The sequence below is a fragment of the Mesorhizobium sp. M1B.F.Ca.ET.045.04.1.1 genome (assembly GCF_003952465.1).
GTDB classification, from domain to species: Bacteria; Pseudomonadota; Alphaproteobacteria; order Rhizobiales; family Rhizobiaceae; genus Mesorhizobium; species Mesorhizobium shonense.
In genome coordinates this window covers 4830721-4850022 of the sequence record NZ_CP034448.1, presented here as the reverse complement: position 1 = coordinate 4850022, position 19302 = coordinate 4830721, and the positions used below count along the sequence as shown (strand labels likewise).

The following is a 19302-nucleotide window of genomic DNA, read 5'->3' as shown; positions in this document are numbered from 1 at the left end:
CAGCGCCGGCGCGAATCTCTTCTCCCCAGTTGGGGAGAAGGTGGCCGCGAAGCGGCCGGATAAGGGGGCGACGCCGTCTAGGCCAACTTTCTCGCCCTGCGGAACAGCGCACAAGAACTGCGGAAAACCAAACATTTCGCTGCGGAAAGCGGACCTATCATTCCTCGGCAGGCAACGGCGCCCCGGCGGTCGCATCCGCCCTGTACCTGGCGACACCGCGCGCCCAACCAAGAGGGAACGACGATGAAATTCATGCTGACCGACAGAAAACTGCACCCGCGGGCGAAGCCGACCGCCGACGATTTCAAGACAGGCGCGATCAGCCGGCGCGAATATCTGGCGCTTATGGCAGGCCTCGGCGTCAGCGCCGCCGGCGCCCTGGCGCTGGGCGGCCTTGCCCCCTCGCCCGCCCGCGCCGAGGAGCCGAAAAAGGGCGGCGTGCTCCGCGTCGCCATGAACGTCAAGGGATTCAAGGATCCGCGGACATTCGACGGCGTCGAGATGTCGAACGTCGCGCGCCACTGCAACGAATATCTGGTGCGCTGGAAAACCGACTTCGCCTTTGAGCCCTGGCTGCTCGAAAGCTGGGAGACCAGCGACGACGCCAAGACGATCACGCTCAATGTGCGCAAGGGCATCACCTGGTCGAACGGCGACACTTTCAATGCCGACGACGTGATCCACAACCTCAACCGCTGGTGCGATGCTTCGGTCGCCGGCAATTCGGTCGCCGCCCGCATGGGTGCGCTGGTCAACGCCGACACCAAGAAGCCGGTCGACGGCGGCATCCAAAAGGTCGACGACTACACCGTCAAGCTCAACCTGCCCAAGCCCGACATCTCGCTGATCGCCGGCATGGCCGACTATCCGGCGCTGATCATGCACCGCTCCTATGAGGGCGACGCCGACCCGAAGAAGGCTTTGGCCATCACCACCGGCCCTTGCGAGTTGGTGAGTTGGGACGCCGAGACGGGCGCCGAGGTGAAGCGCAAGGACAAGCCATGGTGGAAGGGCGACTTCTATCTCGACGGCATCAAATGGGTCGATTACGGCTCCGACCCCAACGCCATGCTGTCGGCCTTCGAATCCGGCGAGATCGACACTGACCACGAGACCGCTTCGGACGCCGTGTCGCAGACCGAGCAGATGGGCCTGCAGAACTCCGAGATCGCCACCGGCTCGACCATCGTCGCTCGCTTCAATGTCGGCAATGCGCCCTATGACGACGTCAAGGTGCGCCGCGCCGCCCAGCTTGCCGTCGACAATGCGGCCGTGCTGAAGCTCGGTCTCGACGGCAGGGGCAAGCCCGCCGACAACCACCATGTCGGACCGATGCATCCGGAATTCGCCGATATCGGACCGGCCAAGCGCGATGTCGATCAAGCCAAGAAGCTGCTCTCCGAATCCGGCAAGGCCGACCACGAATACGAGCTGATCTCGGTCGACGTCGAATGGCAGAAGAGCACCGCTGACGCCATCGCCGCCCAGATCCGCGAGGCGGGCCTCAAGATCAAGCGCACCGTGCTGCCGGCCGCGACCTTCTGGAACGACTGGAGCAAGTTCCCCTATTCCTGCACAGAATGGCTCGGCCGTCCGCTCGGCGTCCAAGTGCTGGCGCTCGCCTATAAATCGGGCGCGGCCTGGAACGAAAGCGCCTATTCGAACAAGGAGTTCGACGAACTTCTCGACAAGGCGCTGGCGACGCCCGACGCGGCGGCGCGCAAGGAGATCATGGCCAAGATCGAGCAGAATTTGCGCGACTCCGGCGTCATCATCCAGCCCTACTGGCGCTCGGTCTACCGCACCTATCGCAAGGGCGTGAACGGCTGCGAGCAGCACCAGGCGCTCGAGCAGCATTTCGAAAAGGTCTGGCTGGAGTCCTGATCCCCCAGGGACTGGCTCGGCCGGCGTGGCTCAGCAGAGCCGCGCCGGTCGGTTTGCACCTGCTTTCATGAGTCGGATCGATCGCCCGATTGGCTCGGGCGACTGCCTACCGACATCCGTTCGATGATCGTCGTCGGCAGGACGATCCTCTCGGGCGGCCGATCATCGCCCTTCAGGCGGCGGATCAAGAGCTCCGCCACGGATTTCCCCAATGCATAAACCGGCTGGTCGATGACGGTGATCGGCGGCGTCGTCACACTCGTCCAGTCGGCGTCGTGGAAGGTGATCAGCGATATGTCGCTCGGAATGCTGAGCCCGCATTCGCGGATCGCCTTGAACAGATCGAGCGCCACGACGCTGTCGGACGCAAGGATCGCCGTCGGCCGTCCGGCATCCCGGAGCAGACGTTGCAGCACCGCGTGCGCGCTGTCCGATCGCCCGCTGCCGAAATGAATGTTGCGCTCCGCCCCCTGTACGCCGGCTTCGCGGCAGGCTTCGAGGAAGCCCAGGATGCGCTCGCGCACAGTGGAGGTGTTGATCCTCGACTCGGCGCCGCGAAAATCCCCGGACAATAGAGCGGCGGTCACATAGGCGATCCTGCGGTGCCCGGCCTGCGTCAGCATGCGCGTGGCCCGCAGGGCCGCATTGCGGTCATCGACGGTGACGGTGTCGACATCGAGCTCCGGCAATGCCCGGTCGAGCAGTGCCAACGGGCAAGCAATCTCCCTGAGGTGGGCGATATCTCCGGACTGGGCGGGCGTCACGATCAGGCCGTCGACCTGCTTTGCCAACAGAACGCGTATCGCGCTCTTCTCGGCTTCGATCTCCTCGCCAGAATTGGCCAGGATGACGTTGATGCCCGACAGGCGCGCGACGTCGCTTATGCCGCGCACCGCAAGCGAGAAGAACGGGTTCTCGATGTCGCCGACGACGACGCCGATGCTGCCCGACCGGCCGGTGGTCATGCTGCGCGCCAGCTCATTCGGCCGGTAGTCGAGCGCCTTCGCCGCTTCGAGCACGGCAGCGCGGACCGTCTTGCTCACCCGGCCATAGCCGCCAAGCACCCGCGCGGCGGTCGCCTTCGAAATCTTCGCCGCGCGGGCGACGTCGCTGACGGTGACGGAGGGGGCCTTGGGTGGGCGCTTCATTGTGGAAAAGTCGCTTTCAAATTCGTTTGACGGATCGTCGTTCCCGTGCCTACAAATGTCAAGAGACCGGTCTCACTCGCACTTGAGACCGGTCTCACAAGAAAAAGAACGCCCGAAGCGTCGGATCGCAGGCCGTATCGAAATTGTTCGCTGCGCCCCGCGCACGAACTGATCGTCAGAGTGGAGAACAGCCATGAACATCAGAGGTCTTTTCACATCGAGCCGGCGGCAGCGCATCGGCTCTTTCGTCTTCGCAGTCGCGCTTGCCGCCCTGTCGCTGCCCGAGGCTTGGGCGGCGGACAACCCGTACAATCTTATCGATGCCAAGACGATCAGCGTCGGCACGATGGGCGATGCCAAGCCCTATGCCTTCACCACCACCGACGGCAAGTTTACCGGCTTCGACCTCGAATTCTTCCAGAACGTGGTGGGCCGGATGGGCTTCAAGCCGGATCAGGTGACCTTCACCGGCCAGGAATTCTCGGCGCTGATGCCCTCGGTCGCCAACCAGCGCTTCGACGTCGCGGTCGCGGCAATAGGAACGACGGAGCAGCGCAAGAAGACGGTCGATTTCTCCGACGGCTATCTCGCCGGCTACCTGTCGGTGCTGACGTCCGACCCCAAGATCACCTCGCCGGAGGGTTTGGCCAGCAAGCGCCTCGGCGTCGTCCAGGGCACGCTGCAGGAGATCTACGCCAGCAAGAACTTCAAGAACACAGACCTGGTGAGGTTCCCGGACAACAACTCGGCCATAGCCGCGCTCAACAACGGCACGGTCGACGGGCATTTCCTCGACTATGAGGCGGCAAAACAATATGGCGAACGCTATCCTGCCCTGAAGATCGCGATCAACATCCCGTCTTTCGACGCTCCCGCGGGCTTCGTCGTGCGCAAGGGCAACGACGCCTTCCGCGAAGCACTCAACAAGGGCATTCACGAAGCCATGCAGGACGGCACCTGGCGCGACCTCTACCAGAAATGGTTCCCCGGATCGCCGATGCCGGAGCAATATCTCCCCAAGAAGAACTGAGCCGCGCTCGGCCGCCGGCGCGAATGCCGGCGGCCCCTTTCGGCAGGCCGTGAGAGATCGCGCGCGGTGGTCGCGCCGCCGCGCAAGGCAGGTTGACGGATGGATTGGTTAGAAAATCTTCAGCGCAGTTTCTTCGACTGGGATGCGATGGCCTCGGTGCTGCCGGCGCTGCTTGCGGTCGGGCTGAAGAACACCCTGATCCTCGCCGCGGCATCGACGGTGCTCGGTATCTTCATCGGCATGGTGCTTGCCGTGATGGGCATCTCACGCTCGGCCTGGCTGCGGCTCCCCGCGCGCATCTACACCGACATTTTTCGCGGGCTGCCGGCAATCCTCACCATTCTTCTGATCGGGCAAGGCTTCGCCCGCATCGGCCGCGAGATTTTCGGGCCCTCCCCTTACCCGCTCGGGATCGTGGCGCTCAGCCTGATTGCCGGCGCCTATATCGGCGAGATCTTCCGCTCCGGCATCCAGAGCGTCGAAAGCGGCCAGATGGAAGCCTGCCGCGCGCTCAGCATGAGCTACGGCCAGGGCATGCGGCTGATCGTGATCCCGCAGGGCGTGCGCCGCGTGCTTCCTGCCCTGGTCAACCAGTTCATCGGCAACGTCAAGGATTCCAGTCTCGTCTACTTCCTCGGCCTGCTCGCCTCCGAGCGCGAGATCTTCCGCATCGGCCAGGACCAGGCGGTGGTCACCGGCAATCTGTCACCGCTGCTCCTGGCCGGCATGTTCTACCTCATCATCACCGTGCCGCTGACCCACGTCGTCAACCACATCGACAACCGCCTGCGGCTCGGCAAGCAAAAGCCTGGCGGCGTCGTCAGCGGTCTCGTCGAGGTCGGCGAGTTGAAGGACACGGCGGGCAAGCCCCGGCACGAGGTGGCACGGCCCGCCATCAAGGCCGGCGGCCTCGAAGTGCGCGATCTCGACATGGCCTATGGCGAGTTGCAGGTGCTGAGAAAGATCCGGCTCAAGGTCGAGCCGGGAACCGTCACCTGCGTCATCGGCCCTTCGGGCTCCGGCAAATCGACGCTGCTGCGCTGCCTCAACCGGCTCGTCGAACCCAAGGCCGGCGACGTGCTGCTCGACGGCGAGAGCATCCTGGCGATGAAGCCGGAAACGCTGCGCCGGCGCATCGGCATGGTCTTCCAGCATTTCAACCTGTTCCCCAACCATACGGCGATCGAGAACGTCATGCTGGCGCTGACCAAGATCAAAGGCATGGCGGGAAGCAAAGCACGGCGCCTGGCCGAAGCGCGCCTCTCCGAGGTGGGCCTTGCCGCGCGCGCGGAGTACCGGCCGAGCCGCCTGTCGGGCGGCCAGCAGCAGCGCGTGGCGATCGCCCGCGCGCTGGCCATGGACCCCGAGGTCATCCTGTTCGACGAGGTGACGAGCGCGCTCGACCCCGAACTCGTCAAGGGCGTGCTCAACCTGATGGCCGATCTCGGCCGGCGCGGCATGACGATGATCGTCGTCACCCATGAGATGGCCTTTGCCCGCAAGGTGGCGGATCAGGTCGCCTTCATGGACGAGGGCCGCATCGTCGAGGTCGGCCCGCCGGCGGAAATCTTCGACAGGCCGAAGAGTCCCCGGCTCAAGCAATTCCTCGCCGAGGTGCTGTGAACGATGCCGTCGCGCGGCCGTACCCGAGCATAATCCCGAACACCAACTGTCTGATCATCGAAAGCTGCATTCATGACTTATAAATCCGCCCTCAAGGTCGCCGTCATCGGCGGCGGCATCTTCGGCGTTTCCACAGCCGTCCATCTCGCCCGGCTGGGCGCGGAGACGACCATCGTCAATGATGGCCCGGTCGCCAACGGCGCATCGTCGCGCTCGCTCGCCTGGCTAAATTCGGCGCGAAAGCGGTCGGTGGCCTACCACAAGCTCCGCATGCAGGGTATCGAGCGCTACAGGGCATTTGCGACAAAGCACGACTGCGGCGCCTGGCTGCGCCTCGATGGCGGGCTCACCTGGGACGCCGACGACGCTTCCAACCAGATCAAGGAAATCTTCCGTCACGAACAGGAGATCGGCTATGAGACACGACTGCTCGCGCCGGGCGAAATCGCCGCCGTCACGCCGGGTGTCGACGCCGGCGCCGTGTCGCCGCAGGGTGCGATCTTCAATGCCGGCGAAGGCTGGGTCGATCTGCCGTCGCTCATCGCCCTGCTGCTCGGCGAATTCCACGAGCGTGGCGGCCGCATTCTAACCGACGCCGGCTCCGCCGACGTCGCCCTCACCAATGGCCGCGTTGGCGGCGTGAAGACGGTCTCCGGCCAGACAATCGATTGCGATGCTGTTGTCGTCGCGACGGGCCCGGCCGTCCCCGGCATGGCGGCCAAGGTCGGCAAGCGCATCGGCGATGGCACGACGCGCGCACTGCTCGTCTTCAGCAAACCGGTCCGGCATCCGCTGAGCGCCGTGCTCAACACGCCGCGCGTCGCCATCCGGCCGACGCCGAACGGCGCCTTCGCGCTCGACTCGGCCTGGTCCGAGGATGAGGTCATCGTGCACGACGACGGCACTTACGAGGCAAAACCGTCAACGATCGCCGGGCTACTCGAGGAAGCCTCGAAAGTGCTTGAAGGCAACCCGACGCTGGCGCTGGAAAGTCATCACATGGGGCCGAAACCAATTCCGGCGGACGGCGAGCCGGTGATCGGGCAACTGACCGGCATTCCCGGCTACCATGTCGTCTTCAGCCACAGCGGCGCAACGCTTGGCCTCGTCGCGGGCGAATTGCTCGCCAGCGAGATCGTCAGCGGCACGCCCAGTCCGTTGCTCGAGCCGTTTCGTCCGGCACGGTTCGATAGCTGAGAAGCGTTTGCGCCACGCCACGCGCTGGCCGCACTTCTCCTTGACCAGGGCCACGCAGAGGAAGCCTGTCGCGACGACCTTGGCCTCAGCGGCGCAGTCCAGCGCTGCGCGGAGCACCCGGACAATGTCTGGGCGCTGCACGGGGTGGTCGAATGCCTGAAGCGGCGCGGCGAGAGCGAGGAACTGCCCGGCCTCGAGGCGAAACTTGCCACAGCACTTGGCAGGGCGGATGTGCCGATCACCTCGTCCTGCCTATGCCGCACGAGCGTGCGATCAAGGCACGGCTGCTGTCACTGACGTAGCTGGCCGCCGCCCTCATCGGAGGACGGCGGTGATCGCTTCGCTACGAGAAAATCTCCGCCAGTTCGTCGACGCTGGTGCCTTCCTTGACCTGGCGCAGTTCGACATAGCTGACGGCCGTCGCCGTGGACATAACCGTCGACATCACCGCGGAAACCACGGCGCCGACTACGGAACCGATAATGCCGGCGCCAAAGAGATAGACGAAGGTGCCAAGAACCGCCTGGATGACCATTGCCAGTATGAAAAGGATGACGAACAGGCCGAAGAGAGACCAACGGTTGCCCTTGGCCAGCGCCCGACTGCGCGACATCGAGCCGAAAACACCGCGACGCTCCTGCACCAGAACGGGTACGGATACCGACCAGCCAAGCCACAAGATGATGCCGGGCACCAGCAGCGCTAAGGAGGCGATGCCGGTGCCGAGGGCGACCAAAATTCCGATGCCGATCGTGGGCAAAAGGCACTGAAGGGCAATCTGAATGCTGTCGCCGAAGCCGGGCTTCTTGCCGTTCAGGTCTTCGATCGTTGCCCTGACCAGGGCCGACTGCAGCAGTAGCGATAGAAGGAAATAAACAAGACCAAAGGCAAAGGTGAAGAGTGAATCCCGGATCACCACATTCGGGTCGGCCAGCGCGAGGTTGGACGAATCGACGCCTGCCAACTTACCCATCCGAGCTTCATTCCAGAGCTGAAAAAGAAATGTCGGCAGCCCCGAAAAGAGCAGGGCCAATCCAACGCAAAGCCCGATGTTGCGCGTAATCACACCGAAAGTAGTGTTGAACACCCTGCCGATCTCGAATCTGCCGGGTCGTCCCAATGTCGCAGTGGTCATGATAGTTTCCCCCGAGCCGCCGCATCCAATTCGGCGACTTCAAAGTAAATTTGCCAAGATTGACGGGCCGCGTCCAGTGCACTTGCAATTGTCTAGGCATATTGCCAGTGTCGGAGCCGAACCGCAGGTTGCAGGGGGAACGCGCGGGTGACAGAGCCGGGCACGGCCGACGCCGAATGGCTGGCCAAGATGCACAAGCAGCTGCTGGCGGACGATTCCATCCAGTTCGACCTGCCGGCGCTGGTGCGGCCGGAGCCGCCGGAATGGCTGAAGCCTTTGCTGGAAGCTTTGGCGAAAATCGGCCCTTACATGATCTATCTGTTCTGGGGCGCGGTGATCACCGGCGTCGCGATCATCGTGTTCCTGCTCATCCTCGAAGCAAAGGGTGTCGCCTGGCGGCTGCCGTGGCGGCGCGCCCGCAAGGAGGCGGAGGCGCAAGAAGAATGGCGCCCGGATGCAGGCGCTGCGCAGACCCTGCTCTCCGAGGCCGATGCGCTCGCCGCGCGCGGCGACTATGACGAGGCGGTGCACCTGCTTTTACGCCGCAGTGTCGCCGACATCGCCACCCGCCTGCCCGATTTCCTGCGCCCATCGCTGACCGCGCGCGACATCGCCGCCGCGGGTTCGATCCCCACCCGCCCCCGCACGGCCTTCAGCGAGATCGCGCGCATCGTCGAGGCCGCGCTGTTCGCCCGCCGGCCGGTCGGCGCCGAAGGCTGGCAGCAGGCGCGCGGCGCCTACGAGCGCTTCGCCTTCCGGGATGCCTGGGCATGAGCGCGGAGGCGACAGACGCAGCCGAGGCGCCGTTCAGCCGCAGGACGCTGTTCTGGGGCATCTTCGCCAGTCTGCTGGCGGCCGCCGGATTCTTTCTCCTCTCGACCTACGCCCCGGATTTCCGCCAGCCCGAAGGCGGGGGCACGCCGCTTTCCAAGGGCGGCACCGGCTATGCCGGGCTTGTCGAATGGCTGAAGCTTACCAACGGACAGGCGCCGCCGATGGCGCGCGGCGAGAAGGACCTGGAATCTGCTTTGGCGTCCACCTTCCTGCTGATCGTCACCATCGCGCCGGAAAGCGACCCGGCCACGCTCCAGCGCATCGTCAAGCTGCGCTCGGGCAAGGACACGCTGTTCGTGCTGCCCAAATGGCAAACCATGCCATTGCTGGGCCATGACGGCTGGGAGACAAAGGTCGAGCGGCTGCCGAGCACGGTGGTCAACGACTGGCTCGGCCGGCTCGACAAGGCGAAGCTTGGCGAAGGCAAGCCAACGGTCGATCGGATCGACGTTCAAGGCCGCAAGATCGCTGTGCCTGATGAACTGCAATGGGTGGCCGACGAGCATCCGCTGATCTCGGCGGGCGATGGCAAGGCCATTCTGACCGAGCTCGACAACGAGCCCTTCTACATCCTGACCGATCCCGATTTCATCAACAACGCGGCGCTGAAGGATCCCCAGAAAGCCGCCGCGGCGCTCGACATGATCGCCATGCTCGAGCCTGCGAAAGGCGCGGTGATGTTCGACCTGACGCTGCACGGTATCGGCCAGAATTACGATCTCGCCAAGCTCTTGGTCGAGCCGCCCTTCCTGGCGCTGACACTGTCGGTGCTGACGGCGGCGGCCCTTGCGTTCCTGCATGGGCTTGGCCGGTTCGGCCCGCCGCGAACCGAAGGCCGCGCCATTGCCTTCGGCAAGCGGGCGCTGGTCGACACCACGGCGATGTTGTTGAAGCGTGCCGGCCGGCTGCAAGAACTTGGCGACCGTTACGCGGCGCTGATGCGCCAACGCGCCGCCGCGTTGCTCGGCGCGCCGCACGGGCTGCAGGGCGAGGCGCTCGACCGCTGGCTGGATTCCCGCGACAAAAGCGAAACGAACGGCTTCACAGCGCGCTTCAAGGTGGCGAACGATTCCAATAGTTTGGCCGGAATGCATGAAGCAGCGGAAGAGCTGCATGACTGGACGGCAAGGAGGCTCGGTGAACGTCGATGAAGTGAAGGCCCTGGCGACCGCGATCAGGGAAGAAGTGGCGAAAGCGATCACCGGTCAGCGCGACACGGTCGATCTGATGCTGACGGCGCTGTTCGCGGGCGGGCATATATTGCTCGAAGGTCCGCCAGGCACCGCCAAGACGATGACCGCGCGCTGCTTCGCGCAGGCGCTGGGCGTCGCCTATGGGCGCATCCAGTTCACGCCCGACCTGATGCCCGGCGACATCGTCGGCTCCAACATTTACAATTTCCAGACCGGCCAGTTCACGCTGACGCGCGGCCCGATCTTCTGCGACCTCTTGCTCGCCGACGAGATCAACCGCACGCCGCCGAAGACCCAGGCCGCACTGCTGGAAGCCATGCAGGAGCACGCCGTCACCTTCGACGGCACGACGCACTCGCTCGGCAAGAACTTCATGGTGGTGGCGACACAGAACCCGATCGAGCATCAGGGCGTCTATCCGCTGCCCGAGGCGCAGCTCGACCGTTTCCTGTTCAAGCACCGTGTGAGCTATCCGGATGCGCAGGAAGAACGCGCCATCATCGTCCATCACGGCGGCGGCTCGGTCTCGCACAATATCGAGCAATACGGCATCACGGCGCGGACCGACCGCAAGACGCTCGAGGCGGCGCTTGCCACGGTGGGCGACGTCACGCTGGTCGACGATGTCGTCGGCTACATCGCGGCGCTTGTGCGCGGCACGCGCGAAAGCCCGGACCTTGAAGTCGGCGCCAGCCCGCGCGCGGGCGCCATGCTGGCCCGGGCGGCGCGCGCCAGGGCGGCGCTCGACGGCCGCAACTACGTCATCCCCGACGACGTCAAGGCGCTCGCAGTGCCGGCGCTGCGCCACCGCGTCATCCTTTCGCCGGCAGCGCAGATCGACGGTCGGCTGGTCGAGCAGATCGTGTCCGACCTCGTCGACCAGACGGAAGCGCCGCGTTGATCTATCCGAGCGGCAGAGCGGTGTGGGCAGCGGCGGCGGGGGCGATTCCCGCCTTCCTGATCGCGCTCGCGCTACCGCATGTCTGGTATCTCGGCCTGTTGTGGATCTGCGTGCTGCTTGCCTTCCTGGCGGTGGATGCGGCGGCAGGGCGCGGCCGCGCCTCGCTCAGCGCCACGCTGACCGCGCCGCCGCAGGTCGGTGTCGGCGGGCGTTTCACGCTGCACATCGCGGCCGGTCTCGGCGCAAAGGCGCGCCGGCTGCAGGCGCGCGTCGGGCATGACCAGCGGCTGGCGCCGGTCAACGGCACGGGCGGCGATCTGCCCGCGAATGGCGGCATGCTCGACCTCGAATTCGACGCCATCCGGCGCGGTATTGCCAGCTTCGATCGGCTGTGGCTGCGCTGGCAGGGGCCGTTCGGGCTGGTCTGGAACCAGGTCGTGCTGCCGATGGACCGCAAGGTTGCGGTGCTGCCCGATGTCAGCCGCGCGCGCGACGAGGCGATCACGCTCTTGCAGCGCTCGGCCCTTGCCGACGGCCATGCGCAAAAGCGCGCCGGCCAGGGCCGCGAGTTCGAGGCGCTGAAGGACTATCAGCCGGGCATGGGCCGGCGCATGATCGACTGGAAGCGCAGCGCCCGCCACGGCAAGCTTCTGGCGCGCGAGTTCCGCATCGAGGAGAACAACAACATCGTTTTAGCCATCGATAGCGGCCGCCTGATGTGCGAACCGGTCGACGGCGTGCCGAAGGTCGACCGCGCGGTGACGGCGGCGCTGCTGTCGGCCTTCATCGCGCTCAAGGGCGGCGACCTCGTCAGCCTGTTCTCCTTCGACGCCAGGCCCCGCGTCTCCAGCGGCGCGGTGCGCGGCTCGCCAAGCTTCACCATGATCCAGAAGCGTGCGGCCGAAATCGACTATTCGACCGAGGAGACCAATTTCACGCTGGCGCTGACGACGCTGTCGGCAAAGCTCGACCGGCGCTCGCTGGTCATCGTCTTCACCGATTTCGTCGATCCGATCAGCGCCGAACTGATGCTGCGCACCGTCGGCCGGCTGACCGAGCGGCATCTGGTGCTGTTCATGCTGATGAAGGACGTCGAGTTGGAGACGCTGGCCGACATGGCGCCGGCCATGCCGGAAGACGTGGCTCGAGCGGTGACCGCGGGCGACTTGCTCAGGCAGCGGCAGGTGGTGATCGGACGGCTGCGGCTGCTCGGCGCGCATGTCATCGAGGCCGACCACCAGCGGCTCGGCCCGGCGCTGGTCGAGCGCTATATCCAGCTCAAGGAGGAAAACCTCTTATGACGCTGCCCGCCGGCACAGATGCCGTCCGCCAGTCCCTGGCGAGCTTCCGCCAGGAACGCGAGGCCGACTGGAAGGCGTTCGAGGCGCTGCTTGCCCGCGTCGAGAAGCGCGCGCCGCGCACGCTGTCGGAAGACGAACTCTTATCGCTGCCCCTGCTCTACCGCTCGGCGCTGTCCTCGCTTTCGGTGGCGCGCGCGACCTCGCTCGACAGCGCGCTCATCGCCTATCTCGAAGCGCTTTGCCTGCGCGGCTATTTTTACCTCTATGGCGCGCGGCGATCTATAAGAACGCGCATCGGCGACTTCTTCCTGCACGACTGGCCGGCGGCTATCCGCGACCTGTGGCGCGAGGTGTGGGCGTCGGTCTCGCTCACCGTGATCGGCGCCATTGCCGGCTATTGGCTGGTCGCCTCCGACAAGCGCTGGTACGACGCCATCATCGCGCCGAGCCTGGCCGGCGGGCGCAATCCGGATTCGTCCGCCGAGATGCTGCGCAGCGTGCTCTACGGCGATGGCGGCGGCCATTTCCTCTCGGGCTTCGCCGCCTATCTCTTCACGCACAACACGCAGGTGTCGATCCTCGCCTTCGCGCTCGGTTTCGCCTTCGCGGTGCCGAGCGTGCTGATCATCCTGATGAACGGCTGCATGCTCGGCGCCATCTTCCAGATCTACGCCGCCAAGGGGCTCGGCTTCCAGCTCGGCGGCTGGCTGTCGATCCACGGTACCACCGAGCTCTTCGCGATCGCGATCGCGGGTGCCGCCGGCATGCGCATCGGCACCAGCATCGCCTTTCCCGGCGAATTGACACGCATGGCCGCGGCCGCCCGAGCCGGACGGGTTGCGGCGACTGCCATGGTCGGCGTCGCGGTGATGCTCTTGTTTGCCGGCCTGCTTGAAGGCATCGGCCGGCAGACGATCACCAGCGACGTCGCCCGCTATTCGATCGGCGGCGGCATGCTGGCGCTCTGGATCTCTTATTTCTACCTGTTCCGGACGGTGCGGCATGGCAACGGCTAGGAACCCTGCCGCGCTCGTGCGTCCTCTGGTCACGCCGGAGGGCGTGGATCTTCGCGTGAAACTGGCGGATGCCGGCACAAGGGCTTCGGGATTCCTGCTCGATGTGGTGATCATCATCGTCGCCGCGGTCGTCGTCAGTCTCGTCGCGATCTTCGGACTAGGCGGCCTCGGCGTGCAGGACGCGGAGCCGCTCTTCATCGTCTGGATTATTTTCATCTTCCTGCTGCGCAATGTCTATTTCATCGCCTTCGAGGCGGGCCGGCGGGCAGCGACGCCGGGCAAGCGGATGGTCGGCGTGCGGGTCGCATCGCGCAGCGGCGCGGGCCTTACCCTCGACCAGGTCATCGCGCGCAATTTGATGCGCGAGATCGAGGTGTTCCTGCCGCTGTCGATCCTTGCGGCGCGCGGCAGCGCCGGCGTCGCCGACACGCTGTCGACGATCTTCGGCTTGGTTTGGGCGCTGCTCTTCTCGCTGTTTCCGCTCTTCAACCGGGACCGGCTGAGGATCGGCGACTTGCTTGCGGGAACCTGGGTGGTCGAAGCGCCGAAGGTGGCGCTGGTCGAGGATCTTTCGCTGCGCAAGGATCCGGTCGCGGCCCGCTTCCAGTTCAGCGCCGCGCAGCTCGACGCCTATGGCATTGCCGAGCTGCACAAGCTGGAGGAAGTGCTGCGCCGCGACGACTATTTCGCCATGAAAGCGGTGGCGGAAACCATCGGCCGCAAGATCGGCGCCAAGGTCGAACCGGTCGATTCAAAAGCCTTCCTCACCGCCTATTACGGCGAGCTCAGGGCACATCTGGAACGCAAGCTGCTGCTCGGGAACCGGAAGGCGGATAAGCACGCGCGGTGAGCCAGAAGCCTGGCGATAGCTGAGAAACGTCGGCGCCGCCCCTCATTGCCCTGCCGGGCATTTCTCCCCGTATAGTGACGGGGAGAAAGACGCTGTCGCGGATGATTTCGCCAATCTCCAGCACTGCAAGAAGGGCGGCGAGACCGCCCCATCTCCTTCTCCCCGTCACTATACGGGGAGAAGGTGCCGGCAGGCGGATGAGGGGCGGCGCCTACTTACGCAAGAAGGCCGACACTACGCGGCTGCCCTCGCCTATCCCACCCACTTCTCGTAGTCGGACACCAGGAGGTGAACCGGCGCGACGTCCTCGTCGATGTTGGAGAAGCGGCCGATCGGCTCGCGGAAGACGTTGTCGGTGAGGTCGTCATTGACGGTCGAAACCTCGCCAATCAGCACGTCCTTGCCCTCGGCCCAAAAGGCGTGCCAGACGCCGGGCAACAGCGTGACGCTCTGGCCCGGATCGAGCTTCAGGAGCCCGCCCGCCGGCAATCTGGTCATGGTGCCGTCGACCGGCACCGATACTTCGGCCTTCGGGTCGATGCCGCCGTCGCGGTCGTGCATGAACAGTTCCAGCACCAGCTTGCCGCCGCCGCGGTTGATGATGTCCTCGGCCTTGATGTTGTGGCGGTGCATCGGCGAGAGCTGGTCCTTGCGCGAGATCATGATCTTCTCGGCGTAAAGCATGCCCATGCCGAGCTTCATGTCCTCGTATCGGCCGTTGCGGACGGTGAACAGGAAGAGGCCGAGCTCGTCGAACTTCTCCTGGCCGTAGTCGGTGATGTCCCAGCCGAGGCGCGAGGTGAAAATCGCCGCGGAGTCGCCCTTGTGCGCCTTCATCTCTTCCGGGCTCCAATAGGCGAAGGGCGGCATGATGTAGCCGAAGGAGCGGATGAAGGCGTCGGCGTCACGGATGATGTCGTTGATTTTGGAGCGTTTCATGGTCCTGTTTCCTTCCGGCCGCTGCCTGCTGAAATCCGCCAACCCGAATAGCCCAATGCCGTTCCGCTGTCGACGCAAACTGACGGCTCTGGCCCGGTGACATCCGGCCGGATCAGGCCCATAACCTCCACCGGTCTTTTGATTTTTTGTGCATGTCCTTGTCCCGAAACCGGTTCCCACTTTTGGGAGACATGCTTTGAACGGTGATCTTCATGGCAAGCATAGACGACCTCGACACGCCGGCGATTTTGATCGATGCGGCCCGCGCCGAAGCCAATATCAAAAAGGCGCAGGCGCATGCCGACCGCCACGGGCTGAAGCTCCGGCCGCACATCAAGACGCACAAGCTGCCTTACTGGGCAAGGAAGCAGGTCGCGGCCGGCGCCGTCGGCATCACCTGCCAGAAGATCGGCGAGGCCGAGGTAATGGCCGATGCAGGACTAACCGACATTTTTCTACCCTACAACATTCTTGGCCGCGCCAAGCTGGAACGCCTGAAGGCGCTGCACGGCCGCGTCACGCTCTCGGTGACGGCGGACAGCCACGAGACGCTGGAAGGGCTTGCCGCCATCTTCACCGATGCCGGCCATCCGCTACAGGTGCTGGTCGAGTGCGACACCGGCATGGGCCGTTGCGGCGTGCAGAGCCCGGCCGAAGCGCTGGCGTTGGCGAAAGTGATCGACCAGGCCAAGGGCCTGACCTTCGGCGGGCTGATGACCTATCCGGCGGCTGGCCGCGCCGCCGAAGCGGAGGCTTGGCTGAGAAGCGCGCGCGACGCGCTCGCCGCGGCCGGGCTCGAATGCCGGCGCATCTCCAGCGGCGGCACTCCGGACATGTGGCGCTCGGGCGAGGACAGCGTCGTCACCGAATACCGGCCCGGCACCTATATCTATCTTGACCGCTACCAGGTCGCCAAAGGCGTCGGCACGCTCGACGACTGCGCGCTGACGGTGCTCGCAACCGTGGTCAGCCACCCGACGCCGACCCGCGCCATCCTAGACAGCGGCAGCAAGGCGCTGTCCTCCGATACACTGGGATTGCCCGATTTCGGCGAGCTGCTCGGCATGCCCGGCGCCCGCGTCACGGGCCTCAGTGAAGAGCATGGAAATGTCACGCTCGCGGAAGGCGCCAGGCTTCGCATCGGCGAGCGTGTGCGCGTGGTGCCCGACCATTGCTGCGTGGTGACGAATTTGTTCGATCAGGTGCATCTGATCGGCGGCGACAAGGTGCTGGAATCGCTGCCGGTGGCGGCGCGTGGCAGGATGGGGTGACGAAGAAGCGCCTTTCCCTTCTCGCCCTGTGGGAGAAGGTGGATCGGCGCGCAGCGCCGAGACGGACGAGGGGTGTTCCAGCGGAGTGAGGCGTTGGCGTTCCCTGGAACACCCTCATCCGTCGCCTTCGGCGACACTACCCGGCCCTTCGCTGGCTCAGGGCGTTCGAAGCTCGAAAAGCCAAGCAATTGGCTTTTCGTCCGCTACGCGGACCGCTTCTCACCCCACAAGGGGAGAAGGGGGAGCCCTCTCCGCCTGCCTCGCCGCAACCCTGCGCATCGCAGTCACGCGTCGGCGGAAGATTTCCGTACGTATCGCCATCAGGTGCAGCGCGAAGAACAGCACGGTGAAGCCGAGCGCCATCACCGCAAGCGGCCACAGCATCGAGGGGTCGATGCTCGGGCCGCCGAGGCGGAAGACCGAGGCTGGCTGATGCAGCGTGTTCCACCAGTCGACCGAGAACTTGATGATCGGGATGTTGATGAAGCCGACCAGCGTGATGATGGCGGCGGCCCAGGCGGCGCGGCCGGCGTCATCCAGCGCGCGCGTCAGCGCGATGATGCCGAGATACATCAGGAAAAGCACGAAGACCGAGGTCAGCCGCGCGTCCCACACCCACCAGGTGCCCCACATCGGTTTGCCCCAGATCGAGCCGGTGATCAGCGCCAAGGCCGTGAAGGTGGCGCCGATCGGGGCGGCCGATTTCAGCGCCACATCGGCCAGCGGATGGCGCCAGACCAGCGTGCCCAGCGCCGAGATCGCCATGATCGTGTAGCACATCATGGCGAGCCAGGCGAAAGGCACATGGATATACATGATGCGCACCGTGATGCCCTGCTGGAAATCTTCCGGCGCGGTGAAGCTCATATAGAGGCCGACGCCGAGCAGGATGGCGGCAATCGCCGCCAGCCACGGAATGACCTTGTCGGCCAGCCCGACGAAGCGCGTCGGGTTGGCGAAATCGGTCCAGCCTGAGAGGCGTGAGGTGGTGTCGCTCATGCCGACCTAAATAGACCGGCAATGTGCCCGGGGCAATTGGACGGTTGTCGCAGGGCTACTACGTTCCCCCTTGTGGGGAGGGTCGCTGCGAAGCAGCGGGGTGGGGGGCGGCGCCGACCCCCACCCCGGACCTTCGGTCCGACCTCCCCACAAGGGGGAGGTAGAAAGGGGGCTTACGCCGCTTCGTTGACCGGGCGGCTGAGGCGGCGGACTTCCTCGTCGTTCAGCAGGCCGCCGGCGCGCAAGAGGGCGGCGAAGCGGCCGTTGCGCAGCGACAGCTCGGTGAAGCCGCCATATTCGACCACCTTGCCCTTGTCCATGAAGACCACCAGGTCGGCGTCGCGGACCGTGGTCAGGCGGTGAGCGATGATGAAGGTGGTGCGGTCGCGACGCAGCTCGTCGATCGCTTCCTTGACGCGGTCCTCGGTCTCGACGTCTAGCGCGCTGGTCGCCTCGTCGAGCACCAGGATCGGCGCATCCTTCAGCACGGCGCGGGCAATGGCGATGCGCTGGCGCTCGCCGCCCGACAGCTGGCCGCCGCGCTCGCCGACGACGGTGTCGTAGCCGCTGCTCTTGGCCAGGATGAAGTCCTGCGCGGCGGCGGCGTCCGCCGCGGCGTGAACCTCGTCATTGCTCGCATCGGCGCGACCGACGCGGATGTTGTCCTCGATCGAGCGGTTGAGCAGGCCGGCGTCCTGGAAGACGGTGGCGATCGAGTGGCGTAGCGACTTGCGGGTGACCGTGCGGGTGTCAATGCCGTCGATCAGGATGCGGCCGCTGGACGGCGTGAAGACGCGCTGCAGCAAGTTGATGAGCGTCGTCTTGCCGGCGCCGGTCGGGCCGACGATGGCGACGGTCTTGCCGGCCGGCACCTCGAATGACACGTCCTCGATGCCGTGGCCGGAGTTGGCGAACTCAAAGCTGACGTCCTCGAACCGCACATGTCCGGTGACGTTGGTCAGCTCGCGCAGGCCATCGGGCTCGACGGTTTCGGCGGCCGAGTCCTCGAGGCGATAGAAGTCCTCGAGCTTGGCGCGCGCCTCGGAGATCTGGGTGGTGAAGGCCGACATCTGATCGAGACGGGCGATCAGCATTCCGGCAAAGCCGGTGAAGGCGACGACATCGCCGACGCGCAGCTGGCCACGGGTGACGAGATAGGCGCCGATCGACAGCACGATCATCATCGAGATGGTCGACGACAGGCGGTTCAACGCATTGGCGATCGCCCACCAGTCGAGCACAGGGTTCTGCGCGTCGAGCAGGTTTTTGACGTAACGCCTCAACGTGGCGGTCTCATGGCCGATACGGTTGTAGCTCTGCAGCACGGCGACATTGCTGACGCTGTCGGACACATGGGCAAAGACGGTGTGGTAGTGGCGCTCGACGGCGGTCTGCCCCGACTTGGTGCGGCGCATGACGATACGGCCGATGGCAACGTAGAGCACGCCGAGGCCGAGCAGCACGATGGTCATGCGGATGTCCATGGCGAGCGCGGTCGGCACCAGCAGCACCAGCGCGATGGCCGTCGACAGATGCACGCGCATGAATTCGAGCCACAGGCTGAACAGCGTTTCGACGGCGCGCAGCAGCGTATGCAGCGAATTGGAGGTGCCGCGCTGGTGATGCCAGGCAAGCGGCATGGTGATGACGCGCTCGAAGGACTGGCACAGCACCTCCGAGCGGCGGGCATGGGCGAAGCGATCGGCGCCGCGTGCCACCAGCACGAAGGCGACGACATTGAAGGCACCGAGAGCGGCCCAGACGGCGAGCGTCGAAAACACCGGACCTTTTTCGGAGATGGCACCGATTACCCGGCCGAGCAGGATCGGCTCGAGGATTGCGATGGCAGCCAGCGCGACGTTGGCGACGCAGATCAGCGCGACGCGCTTCTTGTCAGCCGCCAGATAACCCAGTGCTCGCCAGTAGATTTGCAGAAGTGACACTTCAGCTACTCCGCCAAACTCTTGTTTGTGTGCTCAAT

The 19302-nt window shown here is 65.2% G+C and carries 16 protein-coding genes and 1 pseudogene; 12 read left to right on the top strand and 5 right to left on the bottom strand.

All coding sequences use genetic code 11. The annotated features are described in order from the left end of the window. The first annotated feature begins 243 nt into the window (after positions 1-243). Positions 244-1884 carry an ABC transporter substrate-binding protein gene (locus EJ071_RS23860; protein WP_126100061.1) on the top strand — a complete coding sequence of 547 codons (1641 nt, stop codon included), beginning with the start codon at positions 244-246 and terminating at the stop codon, positions 1882-1884. Positions 1885-1949: 65 nt separating this feature from the next. Here the strand turns inward: EJ071_RS23860 and EJ071_RS23855 are convergent, their stop codons facing one another. Beyond that, positions 1950-3032 (bottom strand): LacI family DNA-binding transcriptional regulator, encoded by a 1083-nt coding sequence (locus EJ071_RS23855; protein WP_126100060.1) that lies wholly within the window; start codon positions 3030-3032, stop codon positions 1950-1952. Between the two features lie 193 nt (positions 3033-3225). Here EJ071_RS23855 and EJ071_RS23850 point away from each other — a divergent pair, with 193 nt between their 5' ends. The 4 genes and pseudogenes from EJ071_RS23850 to EJ071_RS39585 form a co-directional block, all read left to right on the top strand. Continuing rightward, positions 3226-4062: an ABC transporter substrate-binding protein gene (locus tag EJ071_RS23850; RefSeq protein ID WP_126100059.1), complete on the top strand. Its 837-nt coding sequence runs from the start codon at positions 3226-3228 to the stop codon at positions 4060-4062. Positions 4063-4161: 99 nt separating this feature from the next. Then, on the top strand, positions 4162-5685 hold the full coding sequence (locus EJ071_RS40090; RefSeq protein WP_126100058.1) for an amino acid ABC transporter permease/ATP-binding protein: 1524 nt from the start codon (positions 4162-4164) through the stop codon (positions 5683-5685). A gap of 72 nt (positions 5686-5757) precedes the next feature. Next, entirely contained in the window at positions 5758-6882 is a 1125-nt protein-coding gene (locus tag EJ071_RS23840; protein ID WP_126100057.1) for an FAD-binding oxidoreductase, read from the top strand. A gap of 12 nt (positions 6883-6894) precedes the next feature. After that, positions 6895-7179: pseudogene (locus EJ071_RS39585) on the top strand (hypothetical protein); the annotation flags it as partial. A 46-nt stretch (positions 7180-7225) separates the two neighbouring features. Here the strand turns inward: EJ071_RS39585 and EJ071_RS23830 are convergent. After that, on the bottom strand, positions 7226-8017 hold the full coding sequence (locus EJ071_RS23830) for a hypothetical protein (protein ID WP_126100056.1): 792 nt from the start codon (positions 8015-8017) through the stop codon (positions 7226-7228). Positions 8018-8164: 147 nt separating this feature from the next. Between EJ071_RS23830 and EJ071_RS23825 the strand changes: the two genes are divergently transcribed. From EJ071_RS23825 to EJ071_RS23800, 6 genes are read left to right on the top strand one after another with little or no spacing between them, the layout of a single operon-like run. After that, positions 8165-8791 (top strand): DUF4129 domain-containing protein, encoded by a 627-nt coding sequence (locus EJ071_RS23825; protein WP_245459956.1) that lies wholly within the window; start codon positions 8165-8167, stop codon positions 8789-8791. Further along, positions 8788-10002 carry a DUF4350 domain-containing protein gene (locus EJ071_RS23820; RefSeq protein ID WP_126100055.1) on the top strand — a complete coding sequence of 405 codons (1215 nt, stop codon included), beginning with the start codon at positions 8788-8790 and terminating at the stop codon, positions 10000-10002. Before EJ071_RS23825 ends, EJ071_RS23820 begins: the two co-directional genes overlap by 4 nt. Next, positions 9989-10945 (top strand): MoxR family ATPase, encoded by a 957-nt coding sequence (locus EJ071_RS23815; RefSeq protein WP_126100054.1) that lies wholly within the window; start codon positions 9989-9991, stop codon positions 10943-10945. The genes EJ071_RS23820 and EJ071_RS23815 overlap by 14 nt, the downstream gene beginning before the upstream one ends. Continuing rightward, positions 10942-12246 carry a DUF58 domain-containing protein gene (locus tag EJ071_RS23810; protein ID WP_126100053.1) on the top strand — a complete coding sequence of 435 codons (1305 nt, stop codon included), beginning with the start codon at positions 10942-10944 and terminating at the stop codon, positions 12244-12246. The genes EJ071_RS23815 and EJ071_RS23810 overlap by 4 nt, the downstream gene beginning before the upstream one ends. Next, a complete protein-coding gene (locus EJ071_RS23805) occupies positions 12243-13262 on the top strand; it encodes a stage II sporulation protein M (protein ID WP_126100052.1) in 1020 nt (339 codons plus the stop codon). Before EJ071_RS23810 ends, EJ071_RS23805 begins: the two co-directional genes overlap by 4 nt. Further along, on the top strand, positions 13249-14112 hold the full coding sequence (locus EJ071_RS23800) for an RDD family protein (RefSeq protein WP_126100051.1): 864 nt from the start codon (positions 13249-13251) through the stop codon (positions 14110-14112). Before EJ071_RS23805 ends, EJ071_RS23800 begins: the two co-directional genes overlap by 14 nt. Positions 14113-14364: 252 nt before the next feature. Here EJ071_RS23800 and EJ071_RS23790 read toward each other — a convergent pair whose 3' ends face one another. Continuing rightward, on the bottom strand, positions 14365-15051 hold the full coding sequence (locus EJ071_RS23790) for a D-lyxose/D-mannose family sugar isomerase (protein ID WP_126100050.1): 687 nt from the start codon (positions 15049-15051) through the stop codon (positions 14365-14367). A gap of 212 nt (positions 15052-15263) precedes the next feature. On the opposite strand from EJ071_RS23790, the gene EJ071_RS23785 reads away from it, so the two are divergent. Continuing rightward, positions 15264-16322: a D-TA family PLP-dependent enzyme gene (locus tag EJ071_RS23785; RefSeq protein WP_126100049.1), complete on the top strand. Its 1059-nt coding sequence runs from the start codon at positions 15264-15266 to the stop codon at positions 16320-16322. A gap of 219 nt (positions 16323-16541) precedes the next feature. On the opposite strand, the gene EJ071_RS23780 is transcribed toward EJ071_RS23785, so the two are convergent. Together EJ071_RS23780 and EJ071_RS23775 are read right to left on the bottom strand one after the other, a co-directional pair. After that, on the bottom strand, positions 16542-17321 hold the full coding sequence (locus tag EJ071_RS23780; protein WP_126100048.1) for a heme ABC transporter permease: 780 nt from the start codon (positions 17319-17321) through the stop codon (positions 16542-16544). Positions 17322-17494: 173 nt separating this feature from the next. Next, complete coding sequence (locus EJ071_RS23775) at positions 17495-19264, bottom strand: glucan ABC transporter ATP-binding protein/ permease (protein ID WP_126100047.1); 1770 nt, start codon at positions 19262-19264, stop codon at positions 17495-17497. Positions 19265-19302: the final 38 nt, after the last annotated feature.

Bases quoted from the DNA above. Each gene is read 5' to 3' on its own strand.
- EJ071_RS23860 (WP_126100061.1), top strand. From the start codon at position 244: ATGAAATTCATGCTGACCGACAGAAAACTGCACCCGCGGGCGAAGCCG.
- EJ071_RS23855 (WP_126100060.1), bottom strand. From the start codon at position 3,032: ATGAAGCGCCCACCCAAGGCCCCCTCCGTCACCGTCAGCGACGTCGCC.
- EJ071_RS23850 (WP_126100059.1), top strand. From the start codon at position 3,226: ATGAACATCAGAGGTCTTTTCACATCGAGCCGGCGGCAGCGCATCGGC.
- EJ071_RS40090 (WP_126100058.1), top strand. From the start codon at position 4,162: ATGGATTGGTTAGAAAATCTTCAGCGCAGTTTCTTCGACTGGGATGCG.
- EJ071_RS23840 (WP_126100057.1), top strand. From the start codon at position 5,758: ATGACTTATAAATCCGCCCTCAAGGTCGCCGTCATCGGCGGCGGCATC.
- EJ071_RS23830 (WP_126100056.1), bottom strand. From the start codon at position 8,017: ATGACCACTGCGACATTGGGACGACCCGGCAGATTCGAGATCGGCAGG.
- EJ071_RS23820 (WP_126100055.1), top strand. From the start codon at position 8,788: ATGAGCGCGGAGGCGACAGACGCAGCCGAGGCGCCGTTCAGCCGCAGG.
- EJ071_RS23805 (WP_126100052.1), top strand. From the start codon at position 12,243: ATGACGCTGCCCGCCGGCACAGATGCCGTCCGCCAGTCCCTGGCGAGC.
- EJ071_RS23800 (WP_126100051.1), top strand. From the start codon at position 13,249: ATGGCAACGGCTAGGAACCCTGCCGCGCTCGTGCGTCCTCTGGTCACG.
- EJ071_RS23790 (WP_126100050.1), bottom strand. From the start codon at position 15,051: ATGAAACGCTCCAAAATCAACGACATCATCCGTGACGCCGACGCCTTC.
- EJ071_RS23785 (WP_126100049.1), top strand. From the start codon at position 15,264: ATGGCAAGCATAGACGACCTCGACACGCCGGCGATTTTGATCGATGCG.
- EJ071_RS23780 (WP_126100048.1), bottom strand. From the start codon at position 17,321: ATGAGCGACACCACCTCACGCCTCTCAGGCTGGACCGATTTCGCCAAC.